Annotated in this window: 16 protein-coding genes; 11 read left to right on the top strand and 5 right to left on the bottom strand. The window is 67.8% G+C overall.

Translation table 11 applies throughout. The annotated features are described in order from the left end of the window. Window positions 1-3 precede the first annotated feature (3 nt). Window positions 4-768: a GntR family transcriptional regulator gene (locus V5F74_RS05915; protein WP_394006824.1), complete on the bottom strand. Its 765-nt coding sequence runs from the start codon at window positions 766-768 to the stop codon at window positions 4-6. A 152-nt stretch (window positions 769-920) separates the two neighbouring features. On the opposite strand from V5F74_RS05915, the gene V5F74_RS05910 reads away from it, so the two are divergent. The 7 genes from V5F74_RS05910 to V5F74_RS05880 all read left to right on the top strand — a co-directional run bounded on the left by V5F74_RS05910 (window position 921) and on the right by V5F74_RS05880 (window position 7,436). Further along, window positions 921-2,435, top strand: coding sequence for a UxaA family hydrolase (locus V5F74_RS05910; protein WP_156026226.1), 1,515 nt, complete (start codon window positions 921-923; stop codon window positions 2,433-2,435). 80 nt (window positions 2,436-2,515) lie between these two features. Next, window positions 2,516-3,505 (top strand): TRAP transporter substrate-binding protein, encoded by a 990-nt coding sequence (locus V5F74_RS05905; RefSeq protein WP_374251603.1) that lies wholly within the window; start codon window positions 2,516-2,518, stop codon window positions 3,503-3,505. A 55-nt stretch (window positions 3,506-3,560) separates the two neighbouring features. After that, a complete protein-coding gene (locus tag V5F74_RS05900; RefSeq protein ID WP_394006822.1) occupies window positions 3,561-4,136 on the top strand; it encodes a TRAP transporter small permease in 576 nt (191 codons plus the stop codon). A gap of 15 nt (window positions 4,137-4,151) precedes the next feature. Continuing rightward, a complete protein-coding gene (locus V5F74_RS05895; RefSeq protein ID WP_394006820.1) occupies window positions 4,152-5,432 on the top strand; it encodes a TRAP transporter large permease in 1,281 nt (426 codons plus the stop codon). Window positions 5,433-5,475: 43 nt separating this feature from the next. After that, window positions 5,476-6,315: a 5-dehydro-4-deoxy-D-glucuronate isomerase gene (gene kduI / locus V5F74_RS05890; RefSeq protein WP_394006818.1), complete on the top strand. Its 840-nt coding sequence runs from the start codon at window positions 5,476-5,478 to the stop codon at window positions 6,313-6,315. Further along, complete coding sequence (gene kduD / locus V5F74_RS05885) at window positions 6,312-7,073, top strand: 2-dehydro-3-deoxy-D-gluconate 5-dehydrogenase KduD (RefSeq protein ID WP_394006816.1); 762 nt, start codon at window positions 6,312-6,314, stop codon at window positions 7,071-7,073. Before kduI ends, kduD begins: the two co-directional genes overlap by 4 nt. Window positions 7,074-7,085: 12 nt before the next feature. After that, entirely contained in the window at window positions 7,086-7,436 is a 351-nt protein-coding gene (locus tag V5F74_RS05880; RefSeq protein ID WP_024280312.1) for a cupin domain-containing protein, read from the top strand. A gap of 3 nt (window positions 7,437-7,439) precedes the next feature. On the opposite strand, the gene V5F74_RS05875 is transcribed toward V5F74_RS05880, so the two are convergent. From V5F74_RS05875 to V5F74_RS05865, 3 genes are all read right to left on the bottom strand, one after another. Then, window positions 7,440-7,763: a DUF167 family protein gene (locus V5F74_RS05875; RefSeq protein WP_394006814.1), complete on the bottom strand. Its 324-nt coding sequence runs from the start codon at window positions 7,761-7,763 to the stop codon at window positions 7,440-7,442. Window positions 7,764-7,773: 10 nt separating this feature from the next. After that, window positions 7,774-8,064 carry a YggT family protein gene (locus V5F74_RS05870; protein WP_024280310.1) on the bottom strand — a complete coding sequence of 97 codons (291 nt, stop codon included), beginning with the start codon at window positions 8,062-8,064 and terminating at the stop codon, window positions 7,774-7,776. A 97-nt stretch (window positions 8,065-8,161) separates the two neighbouring features. After that, window positions 8,162-8,368, bottom strand: coding sequence for a hypothetical protein (locus V5F74_RS05865; RefSeq protein ID WP_051678743.1), 207 nt, complete (start codon window positions 8,366-8,368; stop codon window positions 8,162-8,164). 211 nt (window positions 8,369-8,579) lie between these two features. Here V5F74_RS05865 and V5F74_RS05860 point away from each other — a divergent pair, with 211 nt between their 5' ends. From V5F74_RS05860 to V5F74_RS05845, 4 genes are all read left to right on the top strand, one after another. After that, window positions 8,580-9,533 carry an acetyl-CoA carboxylase carboxyltransferase subunit alpha gene (locus V5F74_RS05860; RefSeq protein WP_024280308.1) on the top strand — a complete coding sequence of 318 codons (954 nt, stop codon included), beginning with the start codon at window positions 8,580-8,582 and terminating at the stop codon, window positions 9,531-9,533. 229 nt (window positions 9,534-9,762) lie between these two features. Next, window positions 9,763-10,959 carry a L,D-transpeptidase family protein gene (locus V5F74_RS05855; protein WP_197022918.1) on the top strand — a complete coding sequence of 399 codons (1,197 nt, stop codon included), beginning with the start codon at window positions 9,763-9,765 and terminating at the stop codon, window positions 10,957-10,959. Window positions 10,960-10,975: 16 nt separating this feature from the next. Beyond that, window positions 10,976-11,833, top strand: a complete 858-nt coding sequence (locus V5F74_RS05850; RefSeq protein ID WP_394006811.1) for an FkbM family methyltransferase — start codon at window positions 10,976-10,978, stop codon at window positions 11,831-11,833. 89 nt (window positions 11,834-11,922) lie between these two features. After that, complete coding sequence (locus V5F74_RS05845) at window positions 11,923-12,552, top strand: Pr6Pr family membrane protein (protein WP_394006809.1); 630 nt, start codon at window positions 11,923-11,925, stop codon at window positions 12,550-12,552. Window positions 12,553-12,602: 50 nt separating this feature from the next. Here V5F74_RS05845 and secA read toward each other — a convergent pair whose 3' ends face one another. After that, window positions 12,603-15,383: a preprotein translocase subunit SecA gene (gene secA / locus V5F74_RS05840; protein ID WP_394006808.1), complete on the bottom strand. Its 2,781-nt coding sequence runs from the start codon at window positions 15,381-15,383 to the stop codon at window positions 12,603-12,605. Window positions 15,384-15,709 lie beyond the last annotated feature (326 nt).

Here is a 15,709-nt window from a genome sequence, read left to right as displayed (position 1 = left end):
AACTCACCTCGCGTTCACGGCATCGGCGGGCGCACCTTCCGCCTCGAAATAATCGGGGTGGGCGGCGCCCAGATCCTCGACGCTGGGGATGACCCGGCCGAGATGGGCCGCCATGGCCTTTTCCGCCCCATCCGCATCGCCCTCGCCGATGGCATCGGCCACCATCTGGTGCTCGGCGATGACGCTGGCGCGGCGCTGGGGGGAGGGCAAAGTGAGGAGGCGGCAGCGGTCCACGTGCGCCTTTTCCTGCCGGATGACCCGCCAGATGTTCGGGTGGCCGGCAAGCTCCGCGATGATCTGGTGGAAGGCCTCGTCGGCGGCGTGGAACTCCGCCAGCGCCCCGGCGCGGTGGGCGGCGCGCTGCTGGCGCAGGGTGGCGAGGAGCGGCGCCATCGCCACCCGCCGCGCCTTCTCCGGCAGCGTCGCCACATGGGCCGCCGCCTCGCGCACGCTGGTGCGTTCCAGCGCGTTGCGGATGATCATGGCGTCGCGCACCGCCGGCACCGAGATGCGCGAGACGAAGGTGCCGTACTGGGGAAAGATGTCCACCAGCCGCTCGTCGGCGAGCTTCAGGATGGCCTCGCGCACCGGCGTACGGCTGACGCCGTAGGCGAGGGCGATCTGCTTTTCTTGCAGCGGCGCGCCGGGCGGAAGGGTCATGGCCACGATGTCGTCGCGCAGGGCGGCGTGGATGCGTGAGGATGCCGGCGCCGCACGGACATTCTCGCTGCGAAGCGCCGGCCTGCGCCTGAGATCCGCCCCCGTCACCACCACCGTTCCAGCCTCCCCGGCAGCCTGCCCGCTCTTGCGAGGTCTTCCATACTAATATATTAGCATATCAAGAGCGTCAACGAAGGCGCGGGTCCGAGAGTGGCCGTGAAACAGGTCGGGGAGACGTGCTCATGGGGATGGAGGCGGGCATGGCGCCACGCACCCTTCGGCTTTCTGCGAAGGACAATCTGGCGGTGGCGCTGGACGAGGTTGCGCCCGGCGGTTCGGTCGCGGGCATCGTCGCCACCCAGCGCATCCCGCGCGGCCACAAGGTGGCCATCGAGCCCATTCCCGCCGGCGCATCGGTGGTGAAGTTCGGCCAGGTCATCGGCTTTGCCAGCGAGGACATCGCCCCCGGTGCCCACATCCACACCCACAATGTGGTGCTGCACGATTTCGCCCGCGACTACGCCTTCGCCGCCGACGCCCGCGACGATGTGCTGGTGCCGGAGGCCGAGCGCGCCCACTTCATGGGCTTCCGCCGCTCCAACGGGCGCACCGGCACGCGCAACTATCTCGGCATCCTCACCAGCGTGAACTGCTCGGCCTCAGTGGCGCGGTTCGCGGCGCAGGCGGCGGAGCGCTCCGGCATCCTCGCGGACTTTCCAGGCATCGACGGCATCGTGCCCATCATCCACGGCACCGGCTGCGGCATGGCCTCCAAGGGCGAGGGCTATGACGTGCTCTCGCGCACCCTCTGGGGCTATGCCACCCACCCCAACTTCGCCGCCGTGGTGATGGTGGGGCTCGGCTGCGAGATGTTCCAGATCGCCCGCTTCAAGCAGGAATATGGGGTGGAGGAGGCGGACGGCTTTCGCACCCTCACCATCCAGGACGAGGGCGGCACGCGCCGCACGGTGGAGCACATCCTCGGCACGCTGAAGGAGATGGCGCCCCGCGCCGCCGCCGCCCAGCGGGAGGCCCGGCCGGCGTCCGAGATCGTGCTGGCGCTCCAGTGCGGCGGCTCGGATGGCTATTCGGCGCTCACGGCGAACCCCGCGCTGGGGGTGGCTTCCGACCTGCTGGTGGCGCAGGGCGGTACCTCCATTCTCTCCGAGACGCCGGAGATCTACGGGGCCGAGCACCTGCTGACCCGCCGTGCCGCGACCCGCGAGGTCGGCGAGAAGCTGGTCGCCCGCATCAAGTGGTGGGAGGAGTACACCGCCCGCAATGCGGGGGAGATGAACAACAATCCCTCGCCCGGCAACAAGGCGGGCGGGCTCACGACCATTCTGGAGAAGTCGCTGGGCGCCGCCGCCAAGGGCGGTTCCTCCACCCTGCGCGCGGTCTATGAATATGCCGAGCCGGTGACGGATGCCGGCTTCGTCTTCATGGACACCCCCGGCTACGATCCGGTGGCCGCCACCGGGCAGGTGGCGGGCGGGGCGAACGTCATCTGCTTCACCACCGGTCGCGGCTCCGCCTTCGGCGCCAAGCCCACCCCCTCCATCAAGCTCGCCACCAATTCCGACATCTATCGCCGGATGGAAGAGGACATGGACATCAATTGCGGCGACGTGCTCGATGGCGTGTCGCTGGAGGAGAAGGGCCGCGAGATCTTCGACAAGGTGCTGGCGGTTGCCTCCGGCGCCCACACCAAGTCCGAGGAACTGGGCTACGGCGATGCCGAGTTCGTGCCCTGGCAGATCGGCGCGGTGATGTAGGCCGCCGCGCCCGTGGGAAGTGAACGGCCGCAAAGGCCGCAATAAAGCGGAAAAATATCCGACACACAGGGAGAACGCCCATGCTGACCCGACGCCGACTGACCTCCCGCGCCGCCGCGCTCGCGCTCTCCGGCCTTGCGCTCTCGGCGCTGCCGGCGATGGCACAGACCACGCTGCGGTCCGCCGACATCCATCCGGACGGCTACCCCACCGTCGAATCCGTGAAGTATTTCGGCGAGATCATCGAGAAGAAGTCGAACGGCAAGTACAAGGTTCAGGTCTTCTCCTCCGGCCAGCTCGGCGGCGAGAAGGACACCATCGAGCAGACCCGCTTCGGCGTCATCGATCTCAACCGCATCAACACCGCGCCGTTCAACAATCTGATCCCCGAGACGGCGGTGCTCGGCATGCCGTTCCTGTTCCGCTCCACCGACCACATGTACAAGGTGGTGGACGGCCCCATCGGCGCGGAGATTGCGAAAGCCTTCGAGCCGCACGGCCTCGTGGTGCTGGGCTTCTTCGATAGCGGCGCCCGCTCCATGTACAATTCCAAGAAGCCCATCAAGACCCTCGACGACATGAAGGGCATGAAGATCCGGGTGCAGCAGTCGGACCTCTTCATCGCCATGATCAACGCGCTGGGCGCCAACGCGACGCCCATGCCCTTCGGCGAACTTTATTCCGGCTTGCAGACCGGCCTCGTGGACGGCGCGGAGAACAACTATCCCTCCTATGACTCGGTGAAGCACTACGAGGTGGCGAAATACTATTCGCTCACCGAGCACTCGCTGGCGCCGGAGGTGTTCGTGATGTCGAAGCGCGCCTTCGACAAATTGAGCCCGGACGAGCAGAAGATGTTCAAGGAGGCCGGGCTCGAGGCCACCAAGAAGATGCGCGAGCTGTGGGCCAAGCGCGATGTCGAGGCCAAGGACCACGTGGTCAAGGGCGGCGCCATCATCAACGAGGTGGACAAGAAGCCCTTCATCGACGCCATGAAGCCAGTCTACGACAAGTTCGTCACCACCGACAAGATGAAGGACCTCGTCGCCCGCATCCGGGCGGTGAACTGAAGGCGCGGCACCGGCCGGGCCTGCGCGCCCGGCCATCCCCGGGAGGCGCAGCGGCATGAACATCAAGTCCAGCGAGCGTTCCGGCGGGAGCGGAGAGGCTGCAAGGCCGGCTCCGCTGCTCGCGCTGAGGCGGGTGGTGCGTGTCCTGTCGGCGGTGGCGCTGTGGATCTCCGGCGCCGGCCTCGTCGCCATGACGGCGGCGGTGTTCTGGCAGGTCATCGGCCGCTACGTGCTGAACGCCTCGCCGAGCTGGACCGAGCCCCTGTCCTTGCTGCTCATGAGCTGGTTCATCCTGCTCGGCGCCGCGGTGGGCGTGCGGGAGAACATGCATCTCGGTTTCGAGATCGGCCTGCATTTCGCCTCCCCGCCGGTGCGGCGCGTGATGGAGATCGCAACCCACGTCCTCGTCATGGGCTTCGGCGGCGCCATGGCCTGGTATGGCTGGGATCTCGCCATGGGCACCTGGAGCGCCAAGATGGCGGGCGTGGACCTGCCGCAGGGCGTGGACTACCTGCCGCTGGTGGGCGGCGGCGCGCTCATCTGCCTGTTCTCGTTCGAGCGGCTCCTCACCGACCTCACCGAGGGGCGGGTGCCCGAGGTGCCGCTCGCCCATGTCCACACCGTGGAATGACGCCGGACCAGACCCATGGCCATCACCATCCTCTTCGGCGTCTTCGCGCTGCTCCTCGTCATCGGCACGCCGGTGGCCTTCTGCCTCGGCCTCGCCTCGCTCGCGACCGTGCTCTATCTCGATCTGCCGCCGGTGGTGGTGTTCCAGCAGCTGAATTCCGGCATGAACGCCTTCTCCATGCTGGCCATCCCTTTCTTCATCTTCGCCGGTGACCTGATGATGCGCGGCGGCATCGCCGACCGGCTCATCGGCATGGCGGCGAGCCTCGTCGGGCACCTGCGGGGGGGCCTGGGGCAGGTGAACGTGGTGGCCTCCACTTTGTTCGGCGGCATCTCCGGCTCGGCGGTGGCGGATGCCTCGGCCATCGGCGGCATCATGATCCCGCAGATGGCGCGCCACGGCTATGCCAAGGACTATGCGGTCAACGTGACGGTGAACTCGGCCATCATCGCGCTGATGATCCCGCCGTCGCACAACATGATCATCTATTCCCTGTCGGCGGGCGGCACGATCTCGATTGCGGACCTGTTCACCGCCGGCATCATGCCCGGCCTCCTGCTCGCCGCGGCGATGATGATCACGGCCTACATGGTGGCCCGCAATCGCGGCTATCCCGCCGGCACCTTTCCCGGCTGGTACGCGGTGCTGCGCTCGGTCGTGGCGGCCATCCCCGGCATCATGCTCATCGGCATCATCTTCGGCGGCGTGCGCTCGGGCATCTTCACCGCGACGGAAAGCTCCTGCATCGCCGTCATCTATGCGCTGCTGGTGACGACCTTCGTCTACCGGGAGATGGACTGGGCGGGCTTCGTGGAGGCGACGCTGGGCGCGGTGCGCACCACGGCCATGGTGCTGCTCGTCATCGGCACGGCGGCATCCTTCGGCTGGCTCATGGCCTTCCTCCAGGTGCCCAAGGCTACCATCGAACTGATGCAGGCGGTCTCGTCCAACCCCTACGTCATCCTGCTGCTCATCAACATCATCCTGCTCATCCTCGGCACCTTCATGGACATGGCGCCGATGATCATCATCTGCACGCCCATCTTCCTGCCGCTGGTGAAGGCCTTCGGCATCGATCCCGTGCATTTCGGGGTGATCCTGATCCTCAACGCCGGCATCGGGCTGAACACGCCGCCCGTGGGCTCGGTGCTGTTCGTGGGCTGCGCCGTGGGCAAAATCACCATCGGCGAGGCGATGAAGACCATCTGGCCCTTCTTCGGCGCCTCCGTTGCGGTGCTGATGATCGTCACCTACGTGCCGGCCGTGTCGCTCTGGCTGCCGGGGGTGTTCCGCTAGCCGCCGTTCTCTTCTCTCCGCTCTCCTGCCCCGAGACTGCCCCATGATGATCGACGTGCGCCATGTGCACCACCAGGACGCCACACGCGGCTTCGACACCGAGGCGCTCAGGCGCAACTATCTGGTGGAGCGCCTGTTCGAGCCGGGCATGGTGCTGCTCACCTACAGCCATGTGGAGCGCTTCGTCATCGGCGGGGCCACGCCGGTCACGGTGCCGCTGGCGCTGGAGAGCGACAAGGCCACCATCGGCTCGCCCAACTTCCTCGACCGGCGGGAGCTGGGCGTCTTCAACATCGGCGGCGCCGGCAAGGTGAGCGTGGACGGTGTGGCCCATGCGCTGGGGAACCGGGACGCGATCTATGTGCCCATGGGCACGAAGGAGGTGCTGTTCACCTCCGACAGCGCCGATGTGCCGGCCCGCTTCTATCTGCTCTCCACGCCCGCCCATGCGCGATACGAGACCAAGGTGGTGCGGATCGCACAAGCCAAGAAGATGCTGCTGGGCGAGGCCGCCACGGCCAATCGGCGCACCATCTACCAGATGATCCACCCTGACGTGGTGACCTCGTGCCAGCTGGTGATGGGCATGACCCAGCTGGACGAGGGCAATGTGTGGAACACCATGCCCTGCCACGTCCATGACCGGCGCTCGGAGGTCTATCTCTATTTCGACCTCATGGCGGACGCCCGCGTCATCCACCTGATGGGCCAGCCGACCCAGACGCGGCATATCGTGGTGGCGGACGGGCAGGCGGTGATCTCGCCGCCCTGGTCCATCCATTCCGGCTGCGGCACGCGCGCCTACACCTTCATCTGGGGCATGGGCGGCGACAATATCGACTATACGGACATGGACATGGTTGCCATGGACCAACTGAAGTGAGTGTCGTGAATCCGTTTGATCTGTCCGGCCGCAGGGCCGTCGTCACCGGCGCCAATACCGGCCTCGGCCAGGCCATCGCCGTCGCGCTCGCGCGGGCCGGCGCGGGTGTGGTGGGGGTGGGCCGCTCCGCCATGGACGAGACCGCCACCCTGGTGGCGGCCGCCGGCGGCAGCTTCACCGCCGTCCGCGCCGACCTCGCCACCCTCAAGCCCATCGACCGCATCGTCGCCGAGGCGGAGATCGGCGGGCGCGTCGATATCCTCGTCAACAATGCCGGCATCATCCGCCGCGCCGACGCCATCGACTTCACGGAAGAAGATTGGGACGAGGTGATGGACGTGAACCTCAAGTCCACCTTCTTCCTCACCCAGGCCTTCGCCCGGCGGATGCTGGCGGACGGGAAGGGCGGCAAGGTCGTCAACATCGCCTCCCTGCTCTCCTTTCAGGGGGGCATCCGCATTCCGTCCTACACGGCGAGCAAGAGCGGGCTGGCCGGCCTTACGCGCCTCCTCGCCTGCGAATGGGCGGCGAAGGGCATCAACGTGAACGCCATCGCCCCCGGCTATTTCGTGACCAACAACACCGAGGCCCTGCGCGCGGATGCGGATCGCAATGCGGCCATCCTCGGCCGCATCCCGGCCGGCCGCTGGGGCGACCCGACCGACATCGGCGGCGCGGCGGTGTTCCTCTCATCGCGGGCGGCAGATTATGTGCATGGTATCGTGCTGCCCGTGGACGGCGGCTGGCTGGCGCGCTGAAAGGATCAAGAGATGAGCGAGAAGGGCAACGTCTTCGCCTTCGCCGAGACCACACCGGTGGAGGTGCTGGACGAGGTGGTGAGCCGGCAGATCCTCACCTTCAACGACGAGATCATGCTGGTCCGCGTCATCGCCCGCGCGCCGGGGCAGATGGGGGTGCCGCACAGCCATCCGCACACGCAGATCACCAGCGTGGAGAGCGGCCTGTTCGAGCTGACCATCGGCGGGCGGACGGAGCGGCTGAAGGCGGGGGACAGCTTCTATGTGCCCTCCGGCGTGCACCACGGGGCGGTGTGCATCGAGCCCGGCGTGCTGGTGGACGTGTTCACGCCCATGCGCGAGGATTTCGTGAAGCCCGCCTGAGGCTCATTTCCCCGCGGCGGCGGCAAGCTTCGCCGCGAGGGCCGGGCCGTCGCCGGCAATGCGGAAGGTCTTCACCCGCGCCGTCGCGCCCGAGGTGAGCCGGACCTGGGAGGTGGCGACACCCGCCGCCCCGGCCACCACCTTGGCGACGGCAGCGGTGGCGGCGCCATCCTCCGGCGCCACCCGTACCCGCACCTTCAGCACCTCGCGCCCGTCCGAGAGGGCGGCGACGCCGTCCACGGCATCGCGCCCGCCGCGCGGCGTCGCGCGCACCGTCACCTCCACGCCGTCCGGCAGGACGCGCAGGAAGGACGGGTCGGTCGCCACGGCAGCCGGCTCAGAACACGTAGGGGTAGATGTAGTAGGCGATGACCTGCTGCAGGAAGAAGATCAAGAGAATCAGCACCATCGGCGACAGGTCGATGCCGCCGAGATTGGGCAGCACGTTGCGGATGGGCGCGAGCAGGGGTTCCGTCACCCGGAACAGGAACTCGCCCACGTTCCGCACGAACGAGTTGTACGGATTGACGACGTTGAATGCGACCAGCCAGGACAGCACGGCCGCGGCAATGAGAATCCAGACATAGAGCTGGAGAACGACAAGGATAACGTCGAGCAGCGCGCGCATCGTCGGAAGGGTCCCCGGGAAGTGGCGTGCCAGCAATAGCCCCAGCAGCCCCCCGGGAACAAGGCCGGCCGCCGGCCCCCGGCGCCGGCCGGCTGCGTCAGCCGGTCGCGTCCGGGTCCTGCGGCTTGTCGGGATCGGCCAGGGCGCCGGCCCCCGGCGTCTTCTCGGGATCGGTCAGTTGCGGCTTGGCATGGGGGCCGGCGGCCGGCTTCTGGCGCTGCGCCTCCGGAGGGCGCTCCTCGGCGGCAGGGGCGGGCGGGTGGCCTTCCTTGGCCTTCTGCGGCGTCGCGTCTTGCGGTTTCATGACAGCCTCCATGATGTCACCATGATTTGGGGACAACGCTCCCCGCTCGGTTCCGTTGCAGTGTCGCCTTGCCCTACGGCAGGGCCGCGCGACGGGCCTTTTGTTCGCGCCGCGCGCCGACTTGATCTGGCGACCTTGACTTGACGGCGTGGCAAAGGCAGCTTCCCGCCGCTTTAGGGGGCGCCGACCTCCTCAAACCTCACGGACCCTCATGCGCAGCTATCTGGACTTCGAGAAGCCGGTTGCCGAACTCGAGGCCAAGGTGGAAGAGCTGCGTGCGCTCTCCTCTTCCGGCGACGGCGTGGCCATCACCGACGAGGTGCTGAAGCTGGAGGGCAAGGCGCGGGACGCCCTGGTCGCGCTCTATGCGAATCTGACGCCCTGGCAGAAGACGCTGGTGGCCCGCCATCCGCAGCGGCCGCATTTCGCCGACTTCGCCCGCGGCCTGTTCGAGGACTTCACCCCGCTCGCCGGCGACCGCAAGTTCGGCGAGGACGAGGCCATCATCGGCGGCTTCGCCCGCTTCCGTGGCGAGGCGGTGTGCGTGCTGGGCCACGAGAAGGGCTCCAGCACCGAGACCCGCATCCGGCACAATTTCGGCATGGCCCGCCCCGAGGGGTATCGCAAGGCCGCCCGCATCATGGAGCTGGCCGACCGCTTCGGCGTGCCCATGATCTCGCTGGTGGATACGGCCGGCGCCTATCCCGGCATCGGCGCGGAGGAGCGCGGGCAGGCCGAGGCCATCGCCCGCTCCACCGACGCCTGCCTCGCGCTTTCCGCGCCCAACGTCGCCCTCATCATCGGTGAGGGCGGTTCGGGCGGCGCCATCGCCATCGCCACCGCCAACAAGGTGCTGATGATGGAGCACGCCATCTACAGCGTGATCTCGCCGGAAGGCGCGGCCTCCATCCTGTGGCGCGACACCGCCAAGGCGCAGGACGCGGCCACCAACATGAAGATCACCGCGCAGGACCTGCTGCGGTTCGGTGTCATCGACGGCATCGTGAAGGAGCCGGCCGGCGGCGCCCACCGTGACGCGGACGCGGCCATCGCGGCGGCGGGCGACGCCATCGCCGATGCGCTGTCCTCCCTCGCCGGCCTCGACGGCGCGCAGGTGCGCAAGGCGCGCCGCGACAAGTTCCTCGCCATCGGCCGCTCCCTGTAAGGGGCGCGGTTTCGCGGCCACAGCGGTAAGGAATCCTTAACCATGGCGCTGCGGCATGGGGGATCGGCGACGGAGCCTCCCCATCTTGGCCGCATTTGCCTTATTTTCTCCATCGAGCCGGAGCGGCGTTGATAACGTCGCGTCAAGGGGGACCGGTTAGCCTTCTCGGCCTGATTGGCCGGTCCGGACCCGGGAGTTTGCGTTGAGCCGCTTCGCCATGAGCCGTCCGATGACGACCCCTTCCTCGCGCTTCGCCTCGCGCCTGCGCATGGCTGGCCTTGCCGCCTGCGCGGCCCTTGCCCTCGCGGGCTGCAACGCCACCGATTCCGAGGTCGCGCGCAAGGCCAACAAGCCGTTGTCGCCTGAGATGGTGTCGCTGCTGGCCAAGAAGGACATGGCGCCCTCGACCCCCATCCTCGTCCGCATCTTCAAGCAGGAATCCGAGCTGGAGGTCTGGAAGGTCACGTCCGAGGGCAATTATGCCCTGCTCAAGACCTATCCCATCTGCCGCTGGTCCGGCGAACTCGGCCCCAAGGTGGGCACCGGCGACCGCCAGGCGCCGGAGGGCTTCTACACCATCACCCCCGGCCAGATGAATCCGAATTCCAGCTATTATCTGGCGTTCAACCTCGGCTTCCCCAACGCCTATGACAAGGCCTACGGCCGCACCGGCGACTTCCTGATGGTGCATGGCGATTGCTCGTCCTCGGGCTGCTACGCCATGACCGACGACCAGATTTCCGAGATCTTCTCCCTCGCCCGCGAGAGCTTCGCTGGCGGGCAGCGCGCCTTCCAGGTGCAGGCCTATCCCTTCCGGATGACGGCGAAAAACCTCGCCCGCTACCGCAACAACCCCAACATGGCCTTCTGGCGGAACCTGAAGCAGGGCTCCGACCATTTCGAGGTGACGAAGCAGGAGCCGAAGGTGTCGGTCTGCAACCGCACCTACGTGTTCGACGCCACGCCCGCGCCGGGCCGCGCCTTCGATGCCGCCCAGGCCTGCCCGCCCTATCAGGTGGCGCCGCAGATCGCCTCCGCCGTGGCCGCCAAGCAGCGGGCCGACGATGCGCAGTTCGCCGCGCTCTCCACCTCCGCGCCCGTTGCCCCGGTGAAGACCGGTGCCGATGGCGGCATGCATCCGATCTTCCTCGCCAAGCTCAAGGAGCGCGAGACCGGCCAGCTCTCCTACACCCAGGCGCCCGGCCGGCTGCCGGAATATGTGAACCCGCCCAAGGAGACCGCCGCCAAGCTCCAGGCCGACGCGCTTCTGCGCGCCGACGAAGGCGACGGCGCCCCGGCCAGCACGGGCTCGGTGGCGGCTCCGGCCGATCCCGCCAATTCGGGCGCCAAGACCCAGCCAGTGGTCACAGCAGCGGCAAGGCCCGTCGCCGCCTCGGCGTCCACCGCCACCAGCGCCGCGCGGTGACAGGAAAGGGACCGGAGTGACAGACGCCACGCCGTCCCAGCTCGCGCTGCTGCTCCGCCCGGAGCACCTCACCCGGGTGGTGGATATCGGCGCGAATCCCATCGACGGCGATCCGCCCTACAAGCCCCTTCTCGCCCGGCGCCTGTGCCGCGTCGTCGGCTTCGAGCCCCAGCCGGAGGCGTTGGCCCGGCTGAACGCGGCCAAGAGCGATCTGGAGACCTATCTGCCCCACGCGATCGCTGACGGGCAGCACCGGACGCTCCACGTCTGCGCCGCGTCCGGCATGACGAGCCTGCTGGAGCCAGATCCGCACGTCCTCTCCCATTTCCCCGGTCTCGGTGATTGGGGGCGGGTGCTGGATCGCCGGCAGATCGACACGGTTGCCCTCTCGGCCGTGCCGGAGATCGACGGCATCGAGATGCTGAAGATGGACCTCCAGGGCGGCGAGCGCGCGGTGCTGGACGGCGCCGGCGATACCCTCGCCGAGGCGGTCTGCATTCAGCTCGAGGTCTCGTTCGTGCCGCTCTACAAGGGCCAGGCGACGTATGGGGAGATGGACCTTGCGCTCCGGGCGCGGGGGTTCATTCCGCACATGATGGCATCCACCAGCCGGCGGATGATCCTGCCCATGCGCGGACCCGACGTTTACGCCGCCCTGAACCAGCTGGTGGAGGGCGATGCGGTCTATGTGCGCAACTTCCTCGAGCCGGACGCCATGACGTCCGAGCAGCTCAAGCACCTCGTGCTCGTCGCCCACTATTGCTACCGCTCGTTCGATCTCGCGGTGAACGGCCTGCACCATCTCGGGCGCCGTGGCGTGGTTCCGGCCGATGCGCCGGGGCAGTACATGCGCATCGTCCAGACCGGCGGCTGATTGCGGCCCGGCCATGGCCTTGCCCATGGCCGATGCTTCGGCCTACCCTTTTTCCACGCCCGGGGGGGCGCGGCCGGGGGAGGCGGGGCATGGGGCATGATGTGTGGTGCCGGCGGATGGCCGCGCTCACGGCCGTGGTCGGCTGGGCGGCCCTGATCCTCCAGCTCGTCATCGTGGTCCAGAAGATGGCGGCGGTCGGCCAGGGGTTCGGCCCCGCGCTGTGGCGCTTCCTCGGCTTCTTCACCGTGCTCACCAATCTGGGCGTCGCCATCGTGGCCACGGAGATCGCGCTGGGCGGGCTGCACGCCCTCACCGGGGCGCGGGCGCGGCTGACGAGCGTGGTCTCCATCGTGCTGGTGGGCATCATCTATGCCCTGCTGCTGCGCCATGTGTGGAATCCGCAAGGCGCGCAGCTTGTCGCCGACCGCCTGCTGCATCAGGCGGTGCCGGTGCTGTTCCTGATCGTTTGGCTGGTGGGGCCGCACGGCCGGCTGCGGCTGGCCGATACGGTGTGGGCCATGGCGCCGCCGCTCGCCTATCTCGTCTACGCGCTGGCGCGGGGCGAGGCGGATGGCTGGTATGCCTACTGGTTCCTCGACCCGGCCAAGCTCGGCGCGGAGAAGATGGCGCAGAATGCCGTGGTGCTGGCGGTCGTGTTCTTCACCACCGCGCTGATCTTCGTCGGTGTCGACCGGGCGATCGGCCACCGGCGCGGCTGAACCTGAAGTCTCAAAGCCCGGCGCGGTGGGGCCGCGCCGGGGACGCTGCCTCAGGCGAAGCGGCCGTGGCAATGCTTGTACTTCTTGCCCGAGCCGCAGGGGCAGGCCTCGTTGCGGCCCACCTTGCCCCAGGTGGAGGGGTCGTTCGGGTCGCGCTCCATCACCGCCACGTCGCCGGACAGCAGCGGCTCCGGCCGCGCGCCGAGGGCGGCACCGATGCTCGCCATCTCGTCCTCTCCGGTGAAGGGGTCGAGATGGTGCGCCTCCATGGGGGGCAACTCCTCCTCCATGGGCTGCTGGGTGACGATCTCCACCCGCATCAGCTGGGCGGTGACCACCTCGCGCAGGCGGTTCAGCAGCGCGGAGAAGAGGTTGAACGCCTCGGACTTGTACTCGTTCAGCGGATCGCGCTGGGCATAGCCGCGCAGGCCCACCACCTGGCGCAGGTGGTCGAGCATGGCGATATGCTCGCGCCAGAGATGGTCGAGGGTCTGGAGAAGGATGGACTTCTCCACATAGCGCATGATGTCCGGCCCGTACTGGGCGGTCTTGGCGGCCATCCACTCGTCAGCGCGGCGGGTGATGCGCTCGGTGACCTCGGGGCCGGCGATGCCTTCTTCCTTGGCCCAGTCCTTCACCGGCAGCTCGATGCCGAGCACTTCCTTGATGGCGGTGTCGAGCCCGTCCACGTCCCACTGCTCGGGATAGGCGTTCTCGGGGATGAACTTGGCCACGGTCTCGGTGATGAGGGCATGGCGCATGTCCTCCACGGTCTCGGCCACGTCCTCGTCGTTCATCAGCTCGAGGCGCTGCTCGAACACCACCTTGCGCTGGTCGTTCAGCACGTCGTCATACTTGAGGACGTTCTTGCGCATGTCGTAGTTGCGCGCCTCGACCTTCTGCTGCGCCTTCTCCAGGGCCTTGTTGATCCAGGGATGGATGATCGCCTCGCCTTCCTTCAGGCCGAGGCGCTGCAGCATGCCGTCGAGCCGGTCCGACCCGAAGATGCGCATCAAATCGTCGTCCAGCGACAGGAAGAACTTGGAGTGGCCGGGGTCGCCCTGGCGGCCGGAGCGGCCGCGCAGCTGGTTGTCGATGCGCCGGCTCTCGTGGCGCTCGGTGCCGAGCACGAAGAGGCCGCCGGCGGCGAGCGCCTTCTGCTTCAGCTCCTCCACCTCGGCGCGGATGCGCGTCTCGGCGGCGGTGCGCTGCTCGCCCTCGGGCAGGTCTTTCAACTCCGCGGCGATGCGCATGTCGGCGGCGCCGCCCAGCTTGATGTCGGTGCCGCGGCCGGCCATGTTGGTGGCGATGGTGATCGCGCCCGGCACGCCGGCCTGGGAGACGATGTACGCCTCCTGCTCGTGATAGCGCGCGTTCAGCACCGCGAAGGCCTTGCCCGAGCGGTCATGGGCGAAGGCGGCGGGATCGGAGAAGTCGATCTGGTGGAAGCCGGCCTGCTTCAGCAGCTCGGCCAGCAGCTCGGACTTCTCGATGGAGGTGGTGCCCACGAGCACGGGCTGGCCGCGCGCGCTGCACTCCTTGATGAGCTCGATGATGGCGGCGTACTTCTCGCCGGCCGACCGGTACACCTCGTCATCGTCGTCGATGCGCGAGACCGGCACGTTGGTGGGCACTTCCACCACTTCGAGCTTGTAGATGTCCTGGAACTCGGCCGCCTCGGTCGCCGCCGTGCCGGTCATGCCGGCGAGCTTCTCGTAGAGGCGGAAATAGTTCTGGAAGGTGATGGAGGCGAGCGTCTGGTTCTCCGGCTGGACCTGGACGCGCTCCTTGGCCTCCAGCGCCTGGTGCAGGCCTTCCGAATAGCGCCGGCCCGGCATCATGCGGCCGGTGAACTCATCGATGATGACGACCTCGTCGTTGCGCACGATGTAGTCCTTGTCCCGCTGGAACAGGGAGTGCGCGCGCAGCGCCTGGTTCACGTGGTGCACCACCGAGACGTTCTCGATGTCGTAGAGGCTCTCGGACTTCAGCAGCCCGGCCTCGGTGAGCATCTGCTCCATCTTCTCCATGCCCGCTTCCGTCATGGAGACGGAGCGCTGCTTCTCATCCACCTCGTAATCCTCCTTGGAGAGGCGGGGGATGTACTGGTCGATGGTGTTGTAGAAGTCCGAGCGGTCGTCGAGCGGGCCGGAGATGATGAGGGGCGTGCGCGCCTCGTCGATGAGGATGGAGTCCACCTCGTCGACGATGGCGTAGAAGTGCGGCCGCTGCACCATGTGGGCGCGCTCGTACTTCATGTTGTCGCGCAGGTAGTCGAACCCGAGCTCGTTGTTGGTGGCGTAGGTGACGTCGCTGGCGTAGGCGGCGCGGCGCTCGTCGTCGTCGAGGCCGTGCACGATGATGCCGGTGGACAGGCCGAGGAAGCGGTAGAGCTTGCCCATCCACTCGGCGTCGCGCTTGGCGAGGTAGTCGTTGACCGTCACCACGTGCACGCCCTTGCCGGCCAGCGCGTTGAGGTAGACGGGGAGGGTGGCGACCAGCGTCTTGCCTTCGCCGGTCTTCATCTCGGCGATGGAGCTTTCATGCAGCACCATGCCGCCGATGAGCTGCACGTCGAAGTGGCGCATGCCGAGCGCGCGCTTGGCGCCTTCGCGCACGGTGGCGAAGGCGGGCACCAGCAGGTCGTCGAGGGTGGTCTTGCCCTCGGCCAGCTGGCGGCGGAAATCCTCCGTGCGGGCCCGCAGCTGGTCGTCGGAGAGGGATTCCAGCTCCTTCTCCAGCGCATTGATGGCCTGTACGCGGGGACGATAACCCTTCACCCGGCGATCATTCGCGGAGCCGAAGAGCTTGCGGGCAAGTCCACCAAACATGGGTTTCTCTATTCCGTTCCGTCAGGTCTGAAGGAGGGCGGAGACGGACCGCCGGACCTCCGGGCAACGATGCGCGCCGTTGGACACCCGCAATGGGGCGTCAGCAAGTCCGAAGGCGAGGCAGGCGGGCGCAGCGAACGAACGCGCAGCCGCAACCGCCCCGCTTCCGCGGGCAGCACACCATGCGGACACTTATGAACGGGTCGGTGCAATGTCAATGCGAGGACGGTGCGGCCGCGCGCGCCGAAGGCCGATCTGCCGGAGCGTTGCCGCGCTGCACAGGTGGCCCGGCAATCTGCATGGAAAAGCCGCACGGCTAATTCCTT

This window comes from Xanthobacter aminoxidans, from assembly GCF_043193615.1.
Lineage (GTDB): Bacteria > Pseudomonadota > Alphaproteobacteria > Rhizobiales > Xanthobacteraceae > Xanthobacter > Xanthobacter aminoxidans.
Note: the sequence above shows the minus strand (reverse complement) of the source record. Positions and strands in the feature narration are given on the sequence as shown.